The following is a 23,123-nucleotide window of genomic DNA, read 5'->3' on the forward strand; positions in this document are numbered from 1 at the left end:
CCGCGGCCCGCGGCCCGCGGCCCGCGGCCCGCGGCCCGGGGTCGAAGGCTCGGAGGCCCGGCTCGTTCCGGTACGCGCCCGGATCCGGGGATCTGCGGATCCGGTGATCCCGACGCGCCCCGGGCGATCTCCAGAGACGTCCGAATACACTGATACACGTTCCCGCGAGCCGAATCCCGTGTTCCGCGGCCCACCCGACGACTCGAAAGGCGCGAGCGCACCCGTGAGCCCCACCGATCGACCCGACCGTCTGCGCATCCTGATCGGATGCGACACGTTCGCCCCCGACGTGAACGGTGCCGCCCGTTTCGCCGAGCGCCTCGCCGCCGGCCTCGTCGAGCGCGGGCACGAGGTCCACATCGTGGCCCCCGGCACCCGCTACCGCCGCACCCGGCCCAAGGTCGAGATCATCGAGGGCCAGCCGATGACCGTGCACCGCCTGCCGTCGCTGCGCTGGCTGCCGCACGACTGGCTGCGCTTCGTCTGGCCGTGGCGCTCGAAGCACTACGCGCGCCAGGTGCTGTCGCGGGTGCGCCCCGACGTCGTGCACATCCAGTCGCACATCGTCATCGGCCGCGGACTCGCCCGCATCGCCCGCCAGCGCCGCATCCCGATCGTGGCGACCAACCACGTCATGGCCGAGAACATCCTCGACTTCACCGTCATGCCGCCGTTCGTCGACAAGCTCGTGCTCAAGCTCGCCTGGGACGACGCCGAGCGCACCTTCAAGATGGCGCGCGCGGTCACGACGCCCACGCGTCGCGCGGCCGAGTTCCTCGAGCGCACCATCGACCTCTCGGGCGTGATCCCCGTGAGCTGCGGCATCGACCGCCGCAACTACCGGCCCGATGCGACGCCCCGCACCGAGCACCGCATCCTGTCGGTGGGTCGCCTCACCAGCGAGAAGCGGATCGACGTGACGCTGCGCGCCATCGCCGCGCTCGACCCGTCGATCCGGGTCCGCTTCGACATTGTCGGCGGCGGGGACCAGCGCAAGCACCTCGAGCAGCTCGTGCAGAAGCTCGGCCTGCAGGATCGCGTGCACTTCCTCGGCAAGATCGACGAGGATCAGCTCGTCGACGCGTACAGCCGGGCGTCCGTGTTCGTCATCTCGTCGATCGCCGAGCTGCAGTCGATCGCGACCATGGAGGCCATGGCCTCCGGCCTGCCCGTCATCGCGGCGGACGCGGTCGCGCTGCCGCACCTCGTGCACCACGGCGAGAACGGCTACCTCTTCGAGCCCGACAACCACGCCGAGCTCGCGGCCCGCCTCACCGAGGTGCTCACCGCGGAACCCGAGGAGTGGCTGCGCATGCAGCGGGCCTCGCTCGACGGGGTGCTCGTGCACGACATCACGCGCACGCTCGACACCTTCGAGGCGCTGTACCGCGGAGAGCCGATCCCCGAGTGAGACCCGTCCGCCTCTTCTTCGACGCCCGGTACATCCGCACCGACTTCCACGACGGGATCAGCCGGTTCTCGGCGGAGCTCGCGCGCGCCGTCGCCGAGCTCGCCGCGACCGGTGGATCGACGGGCGAGCGCGACGTCCAGGTCATCTTCCTGATCCACGACGACGCGCAGATCCCGCTGCTGCCCGAGGGTGCCCGCACGCTGAAGATCCACGCGCCGACGTCGGCGAAGGAACCGTTCACGGCGCTGATCCTCAACCGGCACCGCCCCGACGCGGTGTTCTCGCCGATGCAGACCATCGGCTCGCTCGGGCGCCGGTTCAAGCTGATCCTCACGCTCCACGACACCATCTACTACCGCCACCGCACGCCCCCGCGCGACCTGCCGGCGTCCGTGCGATTCGGCTGGCGACTGTTCCACCTGAGCTACGTGCCGCAGCGCTTCGTGCTGAACCGCGCCGACGTCGTGGCGACGGTGAGCGAGACGAGCAAGCGGCAGTTCGCCGACGTGCGCCTGACCCGGCGCCCCGTGATCGTGCTCGGTAACGCGCCGCAGCGGCTCGAAGAGCTCCTGCCCGAGCTGCCCGCTGGCGCGAACCCGGGCCTCGAACGCGGCGCCGAGGTCCCCAAGCGGATCGTCTACATGGGCTCGTTCATGCCCTACAAGAACGTCGAGACGCTGGTGCGCGGCATGGCCGGGCTCCCCGGTCGCACGCTGCACCTGCTCAGCCGGATCAGCCCGCAGCGCCGGGCCGAGCTCGAAGCGATCGCGCCGAACGGCGCCGACATCGTGTTCCACGGGGGCGTCTCCGACACCGAGTACGCCGCGCTGCTCGACGACCGCGCGATCCTCGCGACGCTCAGCCTCGACGAGGGCTACGGCCTGCCCATCGCCGAGGCGCTCGCCTTCGGCGTGCCCGCCGTGGTGAGCGATCTCGAGATCTTCCGAGAGGTCGCGGGCGACGGCGCGCTGTTCGTCCCGGCGAAGGATCCCGAGGCGTTCGCGGCCGCGGTGCGCGAGCTCGACGACGACGCGGTGCGCGAACGGATCATCGCCGCGGGCGTCGCCCACTCGGGCGAGTACTCGTGGGAGCGCACGGCGGGCACGCTGCTCGCCGAGGTGCGCCGCCTCGCCGAGAGCTGAGGGGTCGGGACGGCCGACGCTCGAGGGCGGCCGACGCTCGAATCGCGGGACAATTCTCGAGGAACGGTCATTCTGTTCGAGGGACGGGGTGGATCGCGCGATCTGCGCCGGTTCTCGAGAGTTGGACCGCCTCTCGACAGCGAACCGGGTTCTCGGTGAGGGGGAGCCGCGGAACTTCGGAGTCCGGCGATCAGCGTCCCGCGGTGCGAGGCCCCGCGCCGCCCGCGCCACTCGCGCTGCCTGCATTGCCCGCGCCGCCCGTGCCCGCCCGGCGCAGATCGGTGATCGCGTCGAGCACCCGCTCGCGCAGCGCGTTGCCGCGCTCGGCGAAGCCGGCCTGCAGGCGCGCGTACTCGCGCTTGCCGTCCGGCGTCTCGATCGCGACGGGTTCGAGCGGCCGCCCGTCGGCGCCCGCCCAACCGGTCACGTCGTAGGGCGAGGCCCGCATGTCGAGCTCGCGGATGTCGCGCGCCAGCACGAAGCAGTCGAGCAGCAGCTCGCCGGGCACGGCCGGCCCGAGCTTCGAGGCCCACTTGTAGACGTCCATGCCGGCGTGCAGGCAGCCCGACTGCTCCATGTCGGGCTGCGTCGCCCGCGTCGGCCGCAGCTCGTTGCGCGGCACAGCCTCTGGGGTGAAGAACCGGAACGCGTCGAAGTGGCTGCACCGGATCGGATTCGCCTCGACGACCGCGTCGGTGCCCGCGTGGCCGAGCCGCAGCGGCAGCGAGGAGTGGCGCAGCTCGTCGGGCGTCTGCCGGTAGACCATCGCCCACTCGTGCAGCCCGAAGCAGCCGAGCGTGGCCGGTTGTTCGAGCGTCGAGCGGAGCAGCCGGTCGACGAAGTCGACGGTGGATCCGCGCCGCTCGAGGAACGCCGCCGCATCGAACACCAGATCGTCGGGACGACGGGAGGCGACGGCGCGGTACTCGCGCCAGCCGGCGCGCTCCGGCAGCGCGCCGTCGGATTCAGGGATGCCGGCTCCGACGAGCACGACGCCCGCGCCCGGATGCCAACGGCGCAACTGGCCGGGCGTCACCGAGTAGTAGGTGAAGAGGAAATCCTCGATCGGGTGCTTCTCGTGGCGCAGCGTGCGATCTCGACGTCCTGCGGTCAGTGCGTCCGCGCGCTCCCGGTGCGCGGCCTCGCGGGGCGCCCACTCGCGGGGTCCGAGAGCGTGCTCGGTCGTCGGCGCGTGCTCGGTCGCGGGTGCGAGCACGGGCACGGTCGCGTGCTCGTTCGCGGGCACGAGCGAGGGAGCGGTCGGCGCGAGGTCGGCGGAGGCGGGAATCACCCGCCCAGCTTAGGCGCGCCCACCGGGTCGGGCGCTCGGGGAATGCCCGAGCCCCACCTTCGCCCCGCATCTCCAGCTCTCGGCGCCCGGAGATTCCGTCGAGTGGCGGCAAAACACTCGAATGGGTGGGCCGTAGGGCCGGTTTGCGGCCGCTCGACGAGATTCAGGGCGGGGTCACGCCTGCGCGGGTGCGGGCTCGTCCACTCGCCCGCCAGCGCCACCCCCGGCCCCGGCCCCGGCCCCGGCCTCGACCCCAGCGCCAGCCCCGGCGCCGGCGCCGGCCTCGATCCCACCCCGACCCCGCTCGCCGGCCTCGGGCACGCGGAGCCGCGGGATGGTGAGGCCGCACAACGGCCCGATCAGGATCGCGAACGCGAGCGTCCCGAATCCGACGTCGCCGCCGAGCAGCCAGCCCACCGCCAGCACGGTCACTTCGACGATGGTGCGCGCGATCCAGATCGGCAGCCCGGTGCGGGCGTTGATCCCCGTCATGAGGCCGTCGCGGGGGCCCGCGCCGAAGCGGCTGCCGATGTAGAGGCCGCTCGCGACGGCGAGCAGCAGCAGGCCCGCGGTGAACATGAGGATCCGCTGCCAGAGCTCGGGCGGGGTGCCGACGAGGGCGAGGCCGGCCTGGATGCTGGTGCCGACGAGGAGGATGTTGAACACGGTGCCCATGCCGGGCTTCTGCCGCAGGGGGATCCAGAGCAGCAGCACGGCGAGGCCGATGAGGTTGGTGAGCCAGCCGATCTCGATGCCGGTGAGGTGCGAGAGCCCCTGCGCGAACACGGTCCACGGGTCGACGCCGACGGCTGCGCGGATCATCAGCGCGTCGGCGAATCCGTAGAGGAAGAGGCCGATGAAGAGCTGGAGCAGGCGTCGAGTGAGCATGCAGATATCCAAACAGCGAATTGGCCTGTTTGCCAGAGGCCAATTCGCATAGTCTGGACCGATGGTGCTGCGGAACGAATCGGGCCAGGGATCGATCGGGGCGACCGCGCTCGTCGCGTTGCTGGGCGACTGGCGAGGTGCGGATCCGGGCGGCCTCGCGCGCTCGCTCGCCGAGCGGATCCGGCTGCTCGCGCTCGACGGGCGGATCCCGGCGGGCACCCGTCTGCCCTCGGAGCGGGAGCTCTGCGACCGCCTCGACCTGAGCCGTACGACGGTGGCCGCGGCGTACGCGCGGCTCCGCGACCTCGGCTTCGCGCGGAGCCTGCGCGGATCGGGCACGCAGGTCCGGCTGCCGGTGCCGCGGTTGCCCGAGTCGGCTCCGAGCGGGCACGAGATCGATCTCTCGCGGGCCACGCTGCCGGCGCTGCCCTGGCTGGCCGAAGCGGCTCGGGAGGCCGCGGAGGATCTTCCGTCCTGGCTGCACACCGACGGCTACGACCCGATCGGGCTGCCGGAGGTGCGCGCGGCGCTCGCCCAGCGCTACGAGGAGCGCGGGCTGCCGACCGAGCCGGAGCAGATCCTCGTGACGCTCGGTGCGCAGCACGCGATCGCGCTCCTGGCGCGCACGCTGCTGGGCCGCGGCGATCGCGCGGTGATCGAGTCGCCGAGCTACCCGCACGCGTTCGAGGCGCTGCGGCTCGCCGGCGCCCGCCTGGTGCCGGTGCCCGTTTCCGAGACCGCCGGAGCCACAGCCGGAGCCGCCGCCGAGATCGCCGAGGTCGAGGCCTTCGAACAGGCCTTCCGCCGCGCGAGCCCCGCGGCCGCGTTCCTCATGCCCGACTTCCAGAATCCCACGGGTCGGTCGCTCTCGCCGGAGGCCCGCGATCGGATCCTCGCCGCCGCGCGCCGCGAGGGGACCGTCGTGGTCGCCGACGAGACCACGGCGGAGCTCGACATCGACCGGGGCTTCGCCGCACCGCCGCTCGCCGCTCAGGGCGACGCGGTGCTGATCGGCAGCGCGGGCAAGACGCTCTGGGGCGGCCTGCGCATCGGGTGGATCCGCGCCGACCGAGAGCTCATCGCGCGGCTCGCGCAGGCGCGCGTGGTGGGCGATCTGGGGACGCCGATCCTGGAGCAGCTGCTGCTCGCGCGGTTGCTGCCGCGCACCGCGGACGCGCTGGAGCTTCGTCGCGAACAGCTGCGTGCGGGGCGCGAGCTGCTGACGGGCCTGCTGGCCGAGCGGCTGCCGGGGTGGCGGGTTCCGCCGACGCCTGGAGGGATCGCCACCTGGGTGGATCTCGGCGCTCCGCTGAGCTCGCGGCTGGCGCTCGCCGCGCGGTCGCGCGGCCTCGTGGTGCCGGCCGGGCCCCGGTTCGGGATCGACGGCGCATACGAGGGGCGGCTGCGTCTGCCGCTCTGCGGCGATCCCGACGAGCTGCGCGCCGCGGTCGGGATCCTGGCCGATTCCTGGGGGGATCTGCCGGGCGCCGAGTCGCTCGGATCGCCGGGCGCGAGGGGCGGGATCATCTGATCCTCTGAGGAGTTCGAGCGCGTTCAGGGCGCATCCAGGGCACGTCGGGGCGGCTCACGGGAAGTTCAGGGCGAATGCTCGGCTGCAAATGAAGGATCATCAAACGGTTGGCATGGGGCGCGGATCCCGGCTAGGGTCGATAGTTGAATCCTTCACTATGTCTGTGAAGGTTCAAGCGGATGACGTATCGGCGGCGCGATTCCCAAGGAATCAGCGGCACCGAGCGGAGTGAGGGGACTCCCGTCACCGGGCCACGATCGGGCCGACGTTCCAGGGGGGAGCGCCGGTCGCTGCGGTGAGTTGTGCACAGCACCGCAGCCTTGCCGTGCGCTCGCCGCTCGCAGTGCATCGACGGTGGGGGACACTGTGTCGAATTGGACGAGCACGCCTCGTCGCGCCCGGAAACACGGCGCGAAGCGGACTGCAGGGACGCACGAAGCCGCGCGCGGGTGGACCCGCATGCGCGCATGGATCGCCGGGGGAGTCTCGGCCGCACTGATCGCCGGCGTGCTGGTCGCCGCCGGCGTCGGCGCGCAGAACGCCGAGGCCGCGTCGCCGGCACCCGGTTTCACCGTCACTCCGCAGAAGGATCTGGTCGCGGGCGAGGATCTGAGCCTCGAACTGACGTTCACGAGCGCCGGCGCCGCTGCCGGTGACCAGTACAACGTCAGCGCCGGGCTCGTGATCCCGGCGGGCGTCACGTACGTCGGCGCCTCGGCGGGCATGACCGCGCCGAAGATCTACGCCGCGGGCAAGGAGTTCACCACCGCGCAGGACTGCGCGGCGATCGGACTCGAAGCGGGCAGCGCGGGCAAGTGCCGCGTGCCCGCGGGCAAGCAGTACCTGGTCTTCGAGAACATCACCGACCTCCCCGTCGGTGCGAAGCAGCAGGCGACCGTGACGCTCCGCCCCAACGCGCAGACGTTCCCCGTCGGCACCACCGCACTCGACATCGTCGGCTCCGCCTACACGAGCAACGACCCGAGCCGCCTGCCGCAGTTCCCCGGCTCGACGGCCAAGGGATCCGGCACCACCTCCGCCCCCGGCATCTCGAAGACGAACGTGCCCGTCAAGGCGTTCCGCGTCGCGAAGAGCGAGCCCAGCCCCGAGGGCGAGCTGCTGCGCGGGATCCACGACCACACCACGACCTACACCCTGCGCATCTCGCACACCGCCGAGGGCGACCTGTCGAACACGCAGGTGACCGACTTCCTGCCCGCGGGCCTCGAGTTCCTCGGCACGGGCGGCATCGACCACACCACGAACGCGAACGGCGCCCAGGGCGCCGTCGAGTACCCCGGCGCAGCCCGGCTCACCGCGACCCCGGCCCCCGCGGGCGGCGCGGGCGCGGCGGGGGCCGCTTCGTCGGTCGAGACCATCAAGGCCGACCAGGCGCTCGCCGACCAGTACGACCTCGAGGTCGGCAAGGTCTACACCAAGGTGACCTGGAACCTGGGCACGCTGCTCGGCCTCGGCGACCCGCGGGACACCACCGCGGGCGTCAAGCAGAACTACGCGTCGGCCCCCGGTACCTCCGGTGTCTTCGAGATCCGCTACCGCGCGGGGATCCCGCTGTTCGAGAACACCCTCGACTTCGGCGCCACCACCCCGTCGGCGACGAGCGGCGATCAGGCCGCGAACCTCGACAACAACCGCGGCGCGTCGACGCGCCACGGCATCTCGGGCGATCCCTACTCGGCTCAGACCCTGCGCAACGTCGCCGCGGTCTCGGGCAGCTACGCGGGCAAGAAGACCGAGAGCAGCGCCGCGCACTCCGTCGACGCGGTCGACGTCCGCCTGCTGAAGAGCGTCAGCACCAAGCCGAACCCCGATCCCGCGAACGCCTCCGACTGGTCGCGCAACGCGTCCTTCACGCAGGGGCAGATCGCGAGCTACCGGCTGAACATCGCGACGAGCGAGTACGTCGGAGCGACGCAGGGCGGCGCCCCCGACCGCCTCGTCGACGACATGGCCGACGGCGTCTGCCCGGCGTTCCCCGCGGGCACCGCGATCACGGGCGGCGGATCCACGCCGAAGCTCACCCAGGGCGGCATCGACAATCCCGGTGCGCCCATGAGCGCGAGCGACTGGAACGCCATGCTCGCGGATCGCGGCGTCTCGTCCGACTGCTCCTGGCCGTCGACGCACACCCCTGCGTCCGACCTGAAGCTCGCCGGTGCGACCCTCACCTCGCTCTCGTACAACCCGAGCAACGGGCACTTCTCGATCGAGCTGGCCCTCGCGCCGGCCGATGCGCTAGCCGCGCCGAACCGCGAGCACAACGTGGTCTACACGGTGATGCAGAGCGCGAGCTACACCGAGGACGACGGCCAGTCGGGTGCGACGAGCTCCGGCGACCGCGTGACCAACAACGCGAAGGTCACCCTGACCACCGACGCGCGCCCCGAGCTCGACGGCATCGTGTCGAAGGAGGGCGCGAAGGCCGACGGCCGCGAGCACGCCGCCGACGACTCCTCGGCGACCCTGGAGGCCGCGCTGAGCGGCATGCAGAAGCGGGTGCTGCCGCGCGACGCCGCGGGTCAGACGACCGCCGCGAACGTCGCGAGCGCCACCGGCTGGGTCGACTCGGCGAAGGAGCCCTTCTCGGCCGGCGACCAGGTCTGGTACAAGATCAGTGTCACCCCGCCGGCCGGCGCCGACGTGCGCAATGCGAAGCTCACCGACTTCCTGCCGGAGGGCGTGACCTTCGACGAGACGAAGAACGGCAACGCATACCGCGACATCGTCGTGGTGCCGTCGACGGATTCGGCGACGCTCGGCATCTGCACGGCGACCAGCCGCGACGACCTGCTGCAGCAGTTCGTGGGCCAGCCGACCGTCGGTGCCGACGGGCGCGCGCTCACGTGGACCCTCGGCAAGACCGGCTGCCTCGATCGCTCGAGCGACCGGTTCTTCCCTCGCGGCGTGAAGCTCGATGTCTACGTCAAGGTGACCGTCTCGGGCCTCTCGAACTTCGGTGACGTCGACCTGCCGCAGAACCTCGCGAAGTACCAGCAGGAGAACGTCGACGGCGAGATCTTCTTCCTGCGCGACGGCGCCGACATCACGGTCGACGGCGGAACCTCGCTCGTGAAGGGCGTCCGCTCGCTCAAGACGACCGCGGGCACCACCCAGCCCGGTGCGGCCTTCGGCTCGAACGTCGACGGGCTCGTCGTGGCGCAGGGCGTCGAGGCGACGTACCGCATCGACCTCGCCGCGCCGCGGAACGACACCGCCGACTACCGCGTGCTCGATGCGCTGCCCGTCGGCGTGCGCAAGGCCGACCTCAAGGGGATCGACCCGGGCACGGGCGCCGTCGGCTCGGCCACGGCCGCGCTGTGGAACGGCAGCACCGAGGCCGCGGCGAACGGCTCGGTCACGGCGAAGGCGCTCGATCCGGGCGATCCCGGGTACGCCGACCTGCACCTGACCTCGGCCTACGCGGGCCGCACGGTCATCGTGTTCACGTTCGCGGGGACCGTGCCCGGCGCGACGCCTCCGGCGAAGAGCGGGCTGACCCTCGGCTACACCCTCGTGGTGCCGAGCGGCGTGCCCGGCGGCGGACCCGCCGCGCAGCTGACGCAGTCCTACGAGAACACGGCTGCGATCTCGAACTACAGCTTCTCGACCAACAGCGGCGATTCCGCCACGGTGGTGCCGCAGAAGCTCGATGCGAACGGCGAGCCCACCGGCGGTCAGCTGCTCGCGGACCGCACGATCGCGGACGGCGAGTTCGGCGTCGACGACAGCAAGACGCACGACACCTCCGAGGTGCACCTGCCCGGCACCGCCCCGGCGAAGCGCCTGGTCTCGACCGAGGTCGGACCGAGCGCCCCCGCGGGCACCGGGAACACCGTCGGCCTGAACGACATCGACTCGGCCAACAGCCAGACGCAGATCGTGCAGGGCGAGCACGCGACCTTCGAGTACCGGGTCAAGGTGCCCGCGCACACCACCGTGCGCGATGCGAAGCTCGCCGACAACGGCTTCTTCACGCAGGGCGGCACCCGAGTGCCCTACGAGTTCGTCGCCGGATCGGCCGCGTTCTCGGGCCCGAACGGCATGACCGAGGGAGACCTCGAGAGCGCCGGGTTCACCCTGCTGCGCAGCGCGTCGGGGAGCGATGCCGCGGGCACGCTGCAGTTCCCCGCGAGCTACACCAACTCGACCGACCAGGACCAGGAATTCACCGCGCGGATCACCGTGTGGGTGAAGGATCGCGACGCGTCGCACACGGGCTACTCGCCCGACCTCGCGAACGGTGCGGTGCTGCAGAACACCGCCGCGTTCAGCTACGCGAACCCGGCCGACCCCGCGAAGCGGGTGAGCACCAGCGCGAACGCGAACGCGACCTACATCGAGCCGGGTCTGCAGGTCGTCAAGACCGCGAACCCGAACACCGATGTGCAGATCGGCAAGCCGGTGCAGTACACGATCACCGTGTCGAACCCGGCCGGTCGTGCGAAGAGCTACGAGAACACCGTGGTCGACCAGGTCCCCGCGGGCCTGATCGTCGACCTGGACTCGTTGACGCTGAACGGTGCCCCGCTGGCGCGCAGCGCCGTCGACGCCGAGGCCGGCGTCTCCACCGGCGCGGGCGGCAAGATCACCTGGAAGCCCGCCGACGTGCCGGCGCTGCAGACGGTCCCCGCCACCGTGGCGCTCGGCTATACGGCGATGATCGACCCGAGTACGGGCGGTGGCCAGAGCTACTCGAACACCGCGACGGCGACGGGCTACACCCTGCCGAAGACCGTCGACGGCGCCGACACCTCGGATCGCCGCGGCGACCGGACGACCAGCAGCACGGCGAAGATCACGGCGACCACCGCCGCGATCGCGAAGGGCGTGCGCATCGGTGATTCGGATGCCTACGCGAAGACCGCGCAGGCGCCGATCGGTGAGACCGCGTCGTACCAGGTGAAGGTCACCCTGCACCCGAACATCAACTACTACAACGCGCAGATCCGCGACCAGCTGCCGGCAGGCGTCGAGCTGATCGGCACCCCGACGGTGTCGGTGGACCCGGCGGGTTCGGGTGCCGACGGCGGCTGGAACTGGACGGTGAACGGTTCGAACCGTCTGACCGGCACCTACACCGGTACGGACGGCGACATCGACTCCTCATCCGAGACCCGCACCCTCACGGTGACCTACCGCGTGCTCCTGAAGAACACCGTGGCCGCCGGCGTGAACTCGCTGCCCAACACGGCCGGCTTCAGCTGGACCACGGCGCACGACGACGCGTCGCAGCGCATCGAGCTCACCGACAACGCGACGGTGAACGTGCTGAACCCGCAGCTCGGGATCACCAAGCGCGTGAACGGCGCGAGCGCCGCATCGGTGGATCCGGGCGATACCTTCACCTACACGGTCGACGTGCGCAACACGGGCACGAGCCCCGCGTACAACGCGAAGGTGACCGACACCGTGCCGTCGGGCGTGGTGGTCGACCCGTCGAGCCTCACGGCGAGCGGCGGCGTCCTCACCGGTGCCGGCGCGAACGGCGGCGGCACGATCGAGTGGACTGTCGCGGGCCCGCTGAGCAACGTCGCGCCGAACAACGTGCGGACGTTCACCTACACGGCGAAGCTCACGAGCTCGGACGCGCTGAAGCAGGCGAACCTCGTCAACGAGGCGGCCGTCAAGCACTACGAGTCGTTCGCGAACGGCGGCCGCTCGTACGATCCGACGAACGTGAAGGCGAACGCGACGGTCACGCCGCGGTTCCCGAACGTGACGCTGCAGAAGAGCACGTCGAACGGCTCCGAGGCGTTCGTGGGCGACGGCTTCGGCTGGACCCTGCAGGCGAAGAACACCGGCCAGGGCGCGGCGCAGACCGTGCGACTGACCGACACCCTGCCCAAGAACTGGGAGTTCGACGCCTCGGTGCGCCCGCAGATCAGCATCGGCGGCGGCGCGTTCGCCGACCTCGACGCACCGACCATCGGCACGAAGGACGGCAAGCAGACGCTGACCTGGAACCTCGGTTCCGCAGCACCCGCGCAGGCGCTCCTCCCGGGCGTCGGATCGGGCGCGACGGATCCGCAGCGCACGGTGCGCATCACCTTCTCGGCGAAGCCGCAGAGCGGTGCGACCACCGACGCCGGTGCCGGGCTCTCGATCGCCCACACCAATACGCTGTCGGGTCAGACCACCGACGCGACCGGCAAGACGGCGAACGCAGACGGCGGCTACACCGGCCCCGACGCGACGGCCGACGCGCACATCGCGCGCGTCGATCTGAAGCTCGTCAAGGAGGCCATCGGCGGCGACAAGCGGAACCAGTGGACCGCCGGCGCGGTCGCGGGGTCCGGCTACACCCAGCCGCAGTGGCGCATCACCGTGACGAACCAGGGTCCCGACGCGGCCTCCGGCCAGTTCTCGGTGGTCGACCAGACGACCCTGCCGGCCGGCGTGACGACGGGCGCGTTCACCGCGCGCTACTACGCGAACGCCGCCGACAAGACCGGTACCCCGCTGACCCTCTCGGGCACGGGCACCGCGAAGGATCCCTTCGTGGTGGGCGACCGCGGCACCCGTCTCGCGGCCGATGGCAGCGATCGGATCGTGCTGCTCGCCGACGTGACGATCGACGCGACGGCGACCGGCACGGCGAAGAACGCGGCGAGCGTCACCGGGCGCAGCTTCGAGCGCCAGGGCGACATCGACAAGGACAACTCGTCGACCGCGCAGCGCCCGATCACCACCGAGGCCGATCTCGCGATCGACAAGGTGCTGAACACCGCCGAGCCCTCGGCCGGCCGTCCGATCAGCTGGGGCATCAAGGTGAGCAACCGCGGCCCCTCGGTGTCGGCCTCGACCGCCGACAAGCGGATCACCGTGACCGACACGATCCCCGCCGGGATCAGCGACGTGCGCGACCCCTCGGCCGCGCTCACCTCGTGGACCGTCACGGCCTCGAACGGTTGGCCGGCGAAGGCGGGCGACACGATCACGTGGACGTTCACCGGACCCCAGCTGCCGGTCGGCCCCGCGCAGGATCTGACGCTCGACGGCATGATCGACTCGTCCTGGACGGGTGGCAAGATCGTGAACACCGCCGTCGTGCACCCGGGCGCCACGACCGATCCCGTGACCGACAACAACACGGACGACGTCTCGACGACGCCCGGTGACGGAACGAACCTCGGGATCAGCAAGACTCGCGTCGTGAACGTCGGCGGCGTCTGGAAGGACGCGGCCGAGAACGGCGGCCCCCTGCCCGACATCACGGCGGGCGGCACGGTCAGCTACCGGATCACGGTCGCGAACCTCGGCCCGGCCGACGCCCGCGCGGTGCGCGTTGTCGACACCGCGCCGAGCGTGCTGAGCTACCGGGAGCACACGAACGTCTCGGGCACCTGGGCTCGCACGGCCGGGGCGAACGCCTCGACCGATCAGTTCGCGCTCTCGGGCACGATCGCGAAGGGCGCCTCGCGGGCCTTCGTCGCCACGTACGACATCGACCCGAGCCTCGTGCCCGGATCGACCGTGCGCAACTGGGCGCAGGCGTTCGCCGAGAACTCGGGCAACGAGCCGAAGGACGACGACCAGAACGGCAACTCGGACCGCCAGGCCGATCTCTCGATCACCAAGCAGGCGCTCGATCTCGACGGCAACCCGACCACCAAGGTCACCGCCGGCACCGAGCTCCGCTACCGGATCACGGTGAAGAACAACGGCCCGAGCGTCTCGGGCGCGCCGATCAAGGTGACCGACGACATGCCCGCGGGCATGACCTACGTCTCCTCGACGAGCAAGGTGGACGGGATCACGGTGAACTCCGCTCCGCAGGTCTCCGGGTCGAAGCGCTCGGCCGTGTGGACCATGCTCAGCGGCGCCGAGACCCTGCAGCGGGACGGCGAGATGACGTTCGACGTCGTCGCGGCGATCGCGTCCGACGTGCCCGCCCAGCGGCTGGTCAACGGCGCCGACGTGGGCGGCCCGGACGACACTGATCCGACGAACAACCACGCCGAGGCGACCGTCGAGGTCGTGACCGAGGCCGACATGGCGATCACGAAGGACGTCGAGGCCGGACCCTGGGTCGCGGGCACCGACGTGAGCTACACGCTGACGGTCGAGAACCGCGGGCCGTCGGTCGCCGACGCGTTCGTCGAGGACGTGCTGCCCGAGGGGCTCACCCCGGTGTCGATCTCGGGCGCGGGCTGGACCTGCGACGACGCGTCGGAGTCGTGCAAGCGCGCCGCCCACCCGGTCGGCACGAGCACCCTCACGGTGGTCGCGCACGTCGGGGCGAACGTCCCGACGGGCACCGAGTTGACCAACACGGCCTACCTCTCGTGGACCGACAGCCGCAGCACGGCCCCGCACCAGGTGCAGGACGACGCGAAGATCACGGTCACCACGAGCGCCGATCTGAGCCTCGAGAAGACCGCGATCGACGCGGATGGCAAGGCGACCGACCGTGCCGTGGCCGGATCGACCGCGCGCTACCGCATGGTCGTCACGAACCACGGCCCGAGCGACGCGATCGCCCCGATCACGGTGACGGACACGCTCCCCGCGGGCAGCCGCTTCGTCTCGCTCGACGGCGCCTCGGCGACCGACTGGACCGCGACCGCGGAGGATCCCGCGGCCGACGGCACGCAGCGCGTGACCTTCGCCCGGATCCCCGACGGCACGGGCCTCGCGAACGGCGCGGCCGCGCCCGCGATCCTGTTCACCGTGCAGCTCGACGCCGGCATCGCCGACGGGGCGAAGCTGACGAACACGGCGACGGCGAAGTCCGGCACGCCCGATCCCGACGAGTCGAACAACACCGACACCGCCGAGGTGACGGTGGATCGCCGGGTCGACGTCGCGGTGACCAAGTCGCACGACGCGGGTCAGGTGCGCATCGGTTCGCCGCTCGAGTTTGGGATCGACGTCGTGAACCACGGCCCGTCGATCGCGACCGGCGTCAGCGTGACCGACCGGGTTCCGGCCGGGCTGAAGGTGACGAGCGCCGTGGGCGACCTCTCGGGCGATCGCTGGACCATCACCGAGGTGACGGCGCTGCCCGACGGCGGCACCCTCGTGGTGGCGACGCTGAGCGGCGAGCTGGCTCCGGGCGAACGCGCTCCGAAGCTGACCGTCGGCACCGAGGTGCAGGCGAGCGCCTACGCCGAGGTCACGAACACGGCGACCGTCACCTCGACCGAGGAGGACGTGAACCGCGACAACAACCGCTCGGACGATGCGGTGAAGGTGCCCGCGCTCGCGAAGCTCACGGTGACGAAGTCCGCGCAGGGCGAGTTCCAGGTGGGCGACAACGCGCACTACCGGATCACGGTGCGCAACGACGGCCCGACCGAGGATCCCGGCCCCATCACGGTGACCGATCGTCTGCCGAACGGGCTGACCTACGTATCGAGCGCGGTCGCGACCCAGACCGGCGGATCCCGCCCGGTGTCGGCGGCCTCGGTGCAGGGCAGCCGCGTCGAGTGGACCCTGCCGAAGGGTCTCGCGAAGGGCGAGCAGGTCACCATCGATCTCGTCGTGCGGGTCGGCCAGGCGGCCTACCCCAAGGTCGAGAACACCGCGGTGGTCTCGACGCCGACCGATCTGACGCCCGACTCGGAGCTGACGAGCACGGTCGAGACGAAGGTGAAGCCGATCGACCCGCTCGCGGTGACCGGTGGCGCGGCGACGGGCTACGCGGCGCTGATCGCGGCGCTCCTGCTCCTCGTGGGCGGGGCAGTGACCGCGATCCGACGCCGTCGCGACGGCACGCCGATCGCGAATGAGACCGCTGCCGAGTAACCCCCAGCGGCAGCCGCCCGAGGGCGCGGCCGACGGACCCCCATCCGTCGGCCGCGCCCTCGGTCGTTTCCCGCGTCGTCTCCGCCGGTGTCTCCGCCGGTGTCTCCGCCGGTGTCTCCGGCGGTGTCTCCGGCGGTGTCCGGCTGCGGCACCGGTACGCTCGCAGCATGGAGTCCGTGCGCATCGACAGCTGGATCTGGGCCGTGCGCCTCGCGAAGACGCGCAGCCAGGCGACGACGGCGTGCCGGGCCGGGCACGTGCGGGTGAACGACGAACCGGCGAAGGCCGCGCAGAAGGTCTCGGTCGGCGACGTGGTGCGGGTGCGCCTGCACGGTTTCGAGAAGATCTACCGGGTCGTCGGTCTCGCCCTGCGTCGCGGCAGCGCGGCGGAGGCCGCGCTGCTGTTCGAGGATCTGACGCCGCCGGCGCCGCCCCGTGTCGAGCGCCCCTCCGCCGTGATCCGGGATCGGGGCGCCGGCCGGCCGACCAAGCGGGACCGCCGCGAGATCGACCGCCTGCGCGGCCGCGGCGACGCGCACGACGCGGAGTGATCTCCCGGTCATCCTGCGCGAATCGGCCCGGTCATCCTGCGCGAGGAACGAGTCGCAGGATCCCGAACCCCCTCCCGCGCGGGAGAATAGGGGGATGAGCGAGGTCCGAGATACGGTGCGGCGTCCCGTCGACGTCGAGATCGAGATCTCCCGGTCCCGCTTCCTCACCCGTCTGGAGCGCGTCGCCGACGAGGATTCGGCGCGCGCGGTCATCGCTGCGGCGCGCGCCGCCCATCCGAAGGCGCGGCACCACTGCAGCGCGTTCGTGCTCGGCCACGACGGCCGCACGCGGCGTTCGAACGACGACGGCGAACCGAGCGGCACCGCCGGAGCCCCCATGCTCGACGCGCTGGTCTCGGCCGGGCTGAGCGACGTGGTCGCGGTGGTCACCCGCTATTTCGGGGGCGTGCTGCTCGGCGCGGGAGGCCTGACCCGCGCCTACCGGGCGGCGGTCGCCGAGGCCGTGGCCGCGGCCGAGCGGCTGCCCCGCGCGGTGCGCCTCCCGGTCGAGGTGGAGGCAGGCTACGATCTCGCGCCGCAGCTCGAGGCGGAGGCGCGGCGCCTGGGGATCGCGCTCGGCGAGGCGGGCTACGGTGAGCGGGTGCTGCTGCGCCTGCTGCCCGCGGAGGATCAGCTGCCGGCGCTGCGCGCGGCGGTCGCCGAGCTGAGCTCGGGCGCGCTCGAGCCGGTGCTCGGCGAGCCGCTCGTCGTCGATCTGCCGCGGTGATCCCGCGCTGTTCCGGCTGTCGCGGCCGTCGCGCCCGGGGCCGTCGCACCTCCGGGGGACCACGCGCACGGTACCGCGGTGCGATGCGCCGCACAGCGACGCTGCATAGGCTGAGTACGAACACCGATCGACCCGGAGCCGCATGACTTTCCCACCCCAGCCCGTCCCGCAGGACCCGCCGCCCGCGCGGCCGGCCGCGGATCCGCGGGCCGCCGCCTCCGAGTTGAAGCTGCCGCGCGAACCGGGCGTGATCCGCCGCTGGCTCGCGGCGCACCCGCTCGCGGTCGACATCTTCATCGCGGGCAGCTACCTGTTCGGCAACGGCAGCCTGGCGCTGCTCGGCTGGATCTCGTCGCTCGCCGGTACGCCCGTGCTGCCGCACGAGCCGCCGCTCGTCGCGCTCGTGGTGCTGCTGTCGCTCGTGCGGACCGTGGTCGTGTGCGCGGCGCTGATCCTGCGGCGCCGGTACCCGTTGCTCGGCACCATCGCGGTCGCCCTCTGCTGCTTCGGCGACAACACCGTATTGCTCGCGGGGAATGTAGTCGCGCTCATGTTCCTGCTGTACGCGGTGCCGGTCTACCGCAGCGTGCGCGCCGGCTGGGTCGCGTACGGGATCGCGCTGCTGCCGACCGCGCTGCCGATGCTCATCTCGGGCACGATCAACCGCGAGTCCGATACCGTCGCCGGGTTCCTGATCGTCTCGCTCGGGATACTCGCCGTGCTCATGCTCGGCATCAATCTGGGCAACCGGCGCCGCTACCTGCGCGCCATCATCGATCGGGCGCACCAGCTCGCCCGGGAGCGCGATCAGCTCGCGCGGCTCGCGGTGGCCGAGGAGCGCTCGCGGATCGCCCGGGACATGCACGACATCGTGGCGCATTCCGTTTCGGTGATGATCGCGCTCTCGGAGGGCGCGGCCCGCGCGGCCGAGGTCGCTCCGGAGGCGGCGAGCGACGCCATGCGCCGCAGCGCGGAGACCGGGCGCACGGCGCTCGGCGAGATGCGCCGACTGCTCGGCGCGCTGCAGGAGGGCGACGACGGGCCCGCGGCGCGCGCCCCGCAGCCGGGCGTCGCCGAGATCCCCGAGCTCGTGCAGAGCTTCCGGGACGCCGGGCTCACCGTTCGGCTGTCCGAGAAGGGCACGCCGTCGGGGGATCGCGGCCAGGAGGTCGCGGTCTACCGCGTGGTGCAGGAGAGCCTCACGAACGCGCTGCGGCACGCCGGGGGTGCCGCCGTCGACGTGACCCTCGCGCACGACCGGGTCGCCACTTCGGTGGAGGTGCGCAACGGCCCGAGGCTGTCGGGCAACGCCGCTCCGGATCCGGGCCTCGGCGGCGTCGGCAGCGGCCGCGGCCTGCGCGGGATCGCCGAGCGCGTCCGCGTGTTCGGCGGGGAGTTCTCGGCGGGCCCCGCCGATGGCGGAGGCTGGGTCGTGCGCGCCGTGGTGCCCGCTGGGCTCGGCCAGCACACCGCTCCGCTCGTGATCCAGCAGCCGGGGGCGACGCAGCCGCTCGACCGGGATACGGTTGAGGGGAACGAAGGGAGCGCTCCGTGAGCGATGAGATCCGGATCCTGCTGGTCGACGACCAGGAGCTGATCCGCACGGGTTTCCGGCTGGTGCTGCTCGCCGAACCCGAGATGACGGTGGTCGGCGAGGCCGGCGACGGGCGGGCGGCGCTCGCCGAGCTGCGGGCCTCGGGCGGCGCCTGCGACGTCGTGCTCATGGACGTGCGCATGGCGGGCATGGACGGCATCGAAGCGACCGCCGCGATCGTTCGGGAGTTCCCGAGCGTGCGCGTGCTGGTGCTCACGACCTTCGACCTCGACGAATATGCTGCGGCGGCGATACGCGCGGGGGCGAGCGGGTTCCTGCTCAAGGACGCGCGCCCGACCGAGCTCGCCGACGCGATCCGCCGGGTGCACTCGGGCGACGCCGTGATGGCTCCGGGCGTGACCAAGCGGCTGCTCGAGCGCATGTCGAACGACGCTGCGGCGGATCCCTGGGGCGGTTCTTCGGGTGGCGGCGGTGCTGCGGCGGGCGCTCCGGGCGCTCCGGCCGCGGTGCGCGCCGATGCGCTCGACGTGCTCACCGAGCGCGAGCGCGAGGTGTTCGCGCTGATCGCCGAGGGCCGCAACAACGCCGAGATCGGCGGGGCGCTGTTCCTGTCGGAGTCGACGGTCAAGACCCACGTCGGGCGGATCCTCGCGAAGCTCGAGCTGCGCGACCGGGTGCACGCGGTGATCCTCGCGAAGGATCTCGGCGTCTGAGCCACTGAGACACTGAGTCGCTGGGCCGCGCGTCGGCCCGGTCGCAGGGGGTTCTCCCGGCGACGATGTCGGTGCCCCGCGATAGCCTGATGGGCATGGAGTTCTGGGACGAGATCGTGGGTCAGCCGGCCGCCGTGGGCGTGCTCGAGCGCGCCGCGGCTCCCGAGGTCGTCCCGGCGCACGCCTGGCTGATCACGGGCCCGCCCGGTTCGGGCCGGTCCAACCTCGCGCTGCGCTTCGCCGCGGCGCTCATCGCGCGCGACCCGGCCGACCGCGACCACGTCTACGCGCAGGTCGCGGCGCGCACCCACCCCGACGTGGCGGTGCTGTCGACCGAGCGGGTCATCATCCCCATCGAAGACGTGCGCAAGCTGATCCCCACCGCCTACTACTCGCCCAGCGAGGGCCGGTTCCGGGTCATCGTCATCGAGGACGCCGATCGCATGAGTGAGCACGCCTCCAACGTGCTGCTCAAGGCGCTGGAGGAACCGCCGGAGCGCACCGTGTGGGTGCTCTGCGCACCCAGCGAGGCCGACCTGCTGCCCACCATCCGGTCCCGGGCGCGTTCGCTGCGCCTCGTCACCCCGCAGCCCGAGCAGGTGGCGCACATGCTGCAGGCCCGCGACGGGATCCCGTTCGAGGCGGCGGAGCGCGCGGCGCGGCTCGCGCAGAGCCACATCGGCATGGCGCGGCGCCTGGCCACCGACGCCGAGGCGCTCGCGCGACGCACCAGCACCATCGAGCTCGCGCTCGGCGTGTCCACCCTCGGCGAGGGCATGGGCGCGGCCGGCGCGCTGCTCAAGGTCGCCGACGCCGACGCCAAGGCGCTCACCGAGTCGCTCGACGAGCGCGAGCGCGAGGAGGCGCTCCGCAACCTCGGCGTGGCGCCCGGCGCCGCGGTGCCGCCGCAGCTGCGCGCGCAGGTGCGCGCCCTCGAAGAAGACCAGAAGCGCCGGGCCACGCGCGGTCTCCGCGACGGGATCGACCGGATCCTCACCGACCTGCTCTCGCTCTACCGCGACGTGCTGCTCGCCGGCATGGGGTCGGGCAGCGACCTCATCAACGCCGAGCACGCGCCCGCCATCGCCGAGCTCGCCGAGCGCTGGTCCGTCGCCCGCACGCTCGGCGTCGTCGCCGGCATCGAGCAGGCCCGCGACCGCCTGGCCCGCGGCGTCACGCCCGGCCTCGTGCTCGAGGCGCTGTTCGCGCGCATCGCCGTCGACATCGAGGATCTGCGATGAGGGGCGGGGGAGCGCGGCGCGCGCTGACCGGCCTGCTCGCCGCCGCGTGCGCGATCGCGCTCACGGGCTGCTCGCTGCTGTCCGGTCTGGGTGCGCAGGCGCAGCCCGAGCAGAGCTCTGGCAGCCTGCCGCTGCCCGCGAAGCCGGCGGGCACCGTCGAGGGTTTCGGGGCGCAGCAGCCGAAGTGGCAGAGCTGCGGCAAGGCACTTGAGTGCGCTGACGTGTACGCACCGCTCGACTGGGCGAAGCCCGAGGGCGAGCGCATCACGCTGCGGCTCATCAAGCACCGGGCCACGGGCTCGGACCGCCTCGGCACCCTCTTCATGAACCCGGGCGGCCCGGGCGCCTCGGGCGTCGGCCAGGTCACGGGCAACCTGCAGGGATCCACCTCCGCGGCGCTGCGGGCGCAGTACGACATCGTGAGCTGGGACCCGCGGGGCGTCAGCGCCTCCTCGCCCGTGCGCTGCCTCACCGACCGCGAGACCGACGAGCGGCTGTACGGCCTCGATCCCGAGGCCGATCTGCCCGAGGGCAGCGACGAGTGGATCGCGGCCGCGAACGCAGAGGTGCGCAAGTACGGCGAAGCCTGCCAGAAGCGCACCGGCGCCCTGCTCGGCCACGTCGACACGGGATCCACGGTGCAGGACCTCGACATGCTGCGCGCCATCGTCGGCGACCCGAAGCTCAACTACCTCGGCTACTCGTACGGCACCTACATCGGCGCCCGCTACGCCGACCGCTACCCCGCGAAGGTCGGGCGCCTGGTGCTCGACGGCGCCATGGACCCGACCGCGAGTCTCTCCGAGGTGGTGTACGCGCAGACCCTCGGCTTCGAGTCGGCGCTGCGCGCCTACGTCGCCGACTGCATCGGCACGAGCGGCTGCCCGTTCACCGGCAGCGTCGACGCGGGCATGCGCCAGATCGGGCGGGTGCTGCAGCAGATCGACCAGAAGCCGCTCAAGGGGGCCGACGGGCGCTGGGTCACGGTCGGCACGCTCATCACGGCGATCATCACGCCGCTGTACTCGCAGGACTCCTGGCCCTATCTGACCGACCTGTTCACGCAGGTACCGAAGGGCGACGCGACGGTCGCGCTGCAGCTCGCCGACTTCTACAACGACCGTGTCGACGGCAAGTACCAGAGCAACTCGTCCGACGCGTTCTCGGCGATCAACTGCCTCGACTACCCGCGCGATCAGGACGCGGCGACCATGCGTCGCGAGGCCGCAGAGCTCGCCGCCGCCGCGCCCACCATGGGCAAGTACCAGGGCTACAGCGGGGTCTCGTGCGGTGGCTGGCCGATCGAACCCGTCGGCGATCGCAGCGCGGTGCGCGCCGCGGGGGCCGCTCCCATCATGGTCGTCGGCACCACGGGCGATCCGGCGACGCCCTACCGCTGGGCGCAGTCGCTCGCGAAGCAGCTCGAGAGCGGCACGCTCGTCACGTTCACGGGCGAGGGGCACACGGCCTACGGCACGGGCAACGCGTGCGTCACGCGCACGGTCGACGACTACCTGCTGCGCGGCAGGGTGCCGTCCGCAGACCCGCAGTGCTCCTGAGCCGCTGTGCTCCTGAGCGCCGGGCGGCGCCGGGTGCTGCTCGGTGGCGTGGCTGGGTGCTGGGTGGTGAGTGCTAAGTGCTGGGTGCTGCCCTGCGGTGCTGAGTGCTGGGCGGTGGACTCCGGGCCGCGGGTTCGCGCGGCGCTGAGTACTCGGGGTTGGGCGCTGGGTGCCGCAGTTCGGCGCTGAGCTCTGAGCTCCGGGCTCCGGGCTCCTGGCTCCGGGCCGTGGGCCGTGGGTCGCGCGCGAGTCTGAGTGCGTTCGGTGCTGAGTGCCGGGGTTCGGGGCCGGGGGCTGCGCCCGACGCTGCGCCCGACGCTGGGCCGCGCCCGATCCCTCCCTCCCTTCCTCCCTTCCTTCCTTCCTTCCTTCCTTCCTTCCTTCCTTCCTTCCTTCCTCCCTCCCTCCCTTCCTCTGGTGTTGCGTTCGCGCCTGCAACCTCCTTCGAGTGGCGCCAAACCACGGTTATCCGCGCCGAATAGGGCCGCTTTGGCGCCACTCGATGATCTGCGTGTGCGCGAACGCGTGCCTCTGAGGGGAGGGGTGGGTTGGACTGGGGTGGGCTGGGTCTTGAAGAGTCCGCAGGGCTCCTGGGACGCGGGAAGTCGGGTCTGCCTGCCCCGCCTCACTCCGCGACCGGGCCCGAGCCTGCGCCTCCGCCCGAATCCGCGCGAAGGCGAAGCGAACCTGCCTGATGGCTCCATCGAGAGGTCCCAAATCCTCCTTTCCACGCCCAGAAAAGGAGG

The 23,123-nt window shown here is 72.0% G+C and carries 12 protein-coding genes; 10 read left to right on the forward strand and 2 right to left on the reverse strand.

Annotated elements, in window-relative coordinates; genetic code table 11:
- The first annotated feature begins 223 nt into the window (after positions 1 to 223).
- Together ABD169_RS02915 and ABD169_RS02920 are read left to right on the forward strand one after the other, a co-directional pair.
- On the forward strand, positions 224 to 1,411 hold the full coding sequence (locus tag ABD169_RS02915; protein WP_046455560.1) for a glycosyltransferase: 1,188 nt from the start codon (positions 224 to 226) through the stop codon (positions 1,409 to 1,411).
- Positions 1,408 to 2,553, forward strand: a complete 1,146-nt coding sequence (locus tag ABD169_RS02920; RefSeq protein WP_344029070.1) for a glycosyltransferase family 4 protein — start codon at positions 1,408 to 1,410, stop codon at positions 2,551 to 2,553. Before ABD169_RS02915 ends, ABD169_RS02920 begins: the two co-directional genes overlap by 4 nt.
- Before the next feature lie 190 nt (positions 2,554 to 2,743).
- Here the strand turns inward: ABD169_RS02920 and ABD169_RS02925 are convergent, their stop codons facing one another.
- Together ABD169_RS02925 and yczE are read right to left on the reverse strand one after the other, a co-directional pair.
- Positions 2,744 to 3,769, reverse strand: coding sequence for a 3-methyladenine DNA glycosylase (locus tag ABD169_RS02925; protein WP_425560959.1), 1,026 nt, complete (start codon positions 3,767 to 3,769; stop codon positions 2,744 to 2,746).
- Between the two features lie 249 nt (positions 3,770 to 4,018).
- On the reverse strand, positions 4,019 to 4,732 hold the full coding sequence (yczE, locus tag ABD169_RS02930) for a membrane protein YczE (protein ID WP_344029072.1): 714 nt from the start codon (positions 4,730 to 4,732) through the stop codon (positions 4,019 to 4,021).
- A 61-nt stretch (positions 4,733 to 4,793) separates the two neighbouring features.
- Between yczE and yczR the strand changes: the two genes are divergently transcribed.
- The 8 genes from yczR (at position 4,794) to ABD169_RS02970 (ending at position 22,377) form a co-directional block, all read left to right on the forward strand.
- On the forward strand, positions 4,794 to 6,263 hold the full coding sequence (gene yczR, locus ABD169_RS02935) for a MocR-like transcription factor YczR (RefSeq protein WP_344029074.1): 1,470 nt from the start codon (positions 4,794 to 4,796) through the stop codon (positions 6,261 to 6,263).
- A 459-nt stretch (positions 6,264 to 6,722) separates the two neighbouring features.
- A complete protein-coding gene (locus ABD169_RS02940) occupies positions 6,723 to 16,031 on the forward strand; it encodes an isopeptide-forming domain-containing fimbrial protein (protein ID WP_344029077.1) in 9,309 nt (3,102 codons plus the stop codon).
- A 167-nt stretch (positions 16,032 to 16,198) separates the two neighbouring features.
- Positions 16,199 to 16,582: an RNA-binding S4 domain-containing protein gene (locus tag ABD169_RS02945; RefSeq protein ID WP_344029080.1), complete on the forward strand. Its 384-nt coding sequence runs from the start codon at positions 16,199 to 16,201 to the stop codon at positions 16,580 to 16,582.
- 94 nt (positions 16,583 to 16,676) lie between these two features.
- A complete protein-coding gene (locus ABD169_RS02950) occupies positions 16,677 to 17,309 on the forward strand; it encodes an IMPACT family protein (protein ID WP_344029083.1) in 633 nt (210 codons plus the stop codon).
- A gap of 142 nt (positions 17,310 to 17,451) precedes the next feature.
- Positions 17,452 to 18,864, forward strand: a complete 1,413-nt coding sequence (locus tag ABD169_RS02955) for a sensor histidine kinase (RefSeq protein WP_344029085.1) — start codon at positions 17,452 to 17,454, stop codon at positions 18,862 to 18,864.
- Complete coding sequence (locus tag ABD169_RS02960) at positions 18,861 to 19,577, forward strand: response regulator transcription factor (protein ID WP_344029088.1); 717 nt, start codon at positions 18,861 to 18,863, stop codon at positions 19,575 to 19,577. Before ABD169_RS02955 ends, ABD169_RS02960 begins: the two co-directional genes overlap by 4 nt.
- Before the next feature lie 95 nt (positions 19,578 to 19,672).
- The gene (locus ABD169_RS02965) at positions 19,673 to 20,818 is read left to right on the forward strand and encodes a DNA polymerase III subunit delta' (RefSeq protein ID WP_344029091.1); all 1,146 of its coding nucleotides are present in this window, start codon (positions 19,673 to 19,675) and stop codon (positions 20,816 to 20,818) included.
- On the forward strand, positions 20,815 to 22,377 hold the full coding sequence (locus ABD169_RS02970) for an alpha/beta hydrolase (protein WP_344029094.1): 1,563 nt from the start codon (positions 20,815 to 20,817) through the stop codon (positions 22,375 to 22,377). The genes ABD169_RS02965 and ABD169_RS02970 overlap by 4 nt, the downstream gene beginning before the upstream one ends.
- The last annotated feature ends 746 nt before the right edge of the window (positions 22,378 to 23,123 follow it).

This window comes from Leucobacter iarius (assembly GCF_039530105.1).
GTDB lineage: Bacteria > Actinomycetota > Actinomycetes > Actinomycetales > Microbacteriaceae > Leucobacter > Leucobacter iarius.

Coding starts and splice junctions, on each gene's coding strand:
- ABD169_RS02965 (WP_344029091.1), top strand. CDS start 19,673: ATGGAGTTCTGGGACGAGATCGTGGGTCAGCCGGCCGCCGTGGGCGTG.
- ABD169_RS02940 (WP_344029077.1), top strand. CDS start 6,723: ATGCGCGCATGGATCGCCGGGGGAGTCTCGGCCGCACTGATCGCCGGC.
- ABD169_RS02950 (WP_344029083.1), top strand. CDS start 16,677: ATGAGCGAGGTCCGAGATACGGTGCGGCGTCCCGTCGACGTCGAGATC.
- ABD169_RS02970 (WP_344029094.1), top strand. CDS start 20,815: ATGAGGGGCGGGGGAGCGCGGCGCGCGCTGACCGGCCTGCTCGCCGCC.
- ABD169_RS02945 (WP_344029080.1), top strand. CDS start 16,199: ATGGAGTCCGTGCGCATCGACAGCTGGATCTGGGCCGTGCGCCTCGCG.
- yczE (WP_344029072.1), bottom strand. CDS start 4,732: ATGCTCACTCGACGCCTGCTCCAGCTCTTCATCGGCCTCTTCCTCTAC.
- ABD169_RS02955 (WP_344029085.1), top strand. CDS start 17,452: ATGACTTTCCCACCCCAGCCCGTCCCGCAGGACCCGCCGCCCGCGCGG.
- yczR (WP_344029074.1), top strand. CDS start 4,794: ATGGTGCTGCGGAACGAATCGGGCCAGGGATCGATCGGGGCGACCGCG.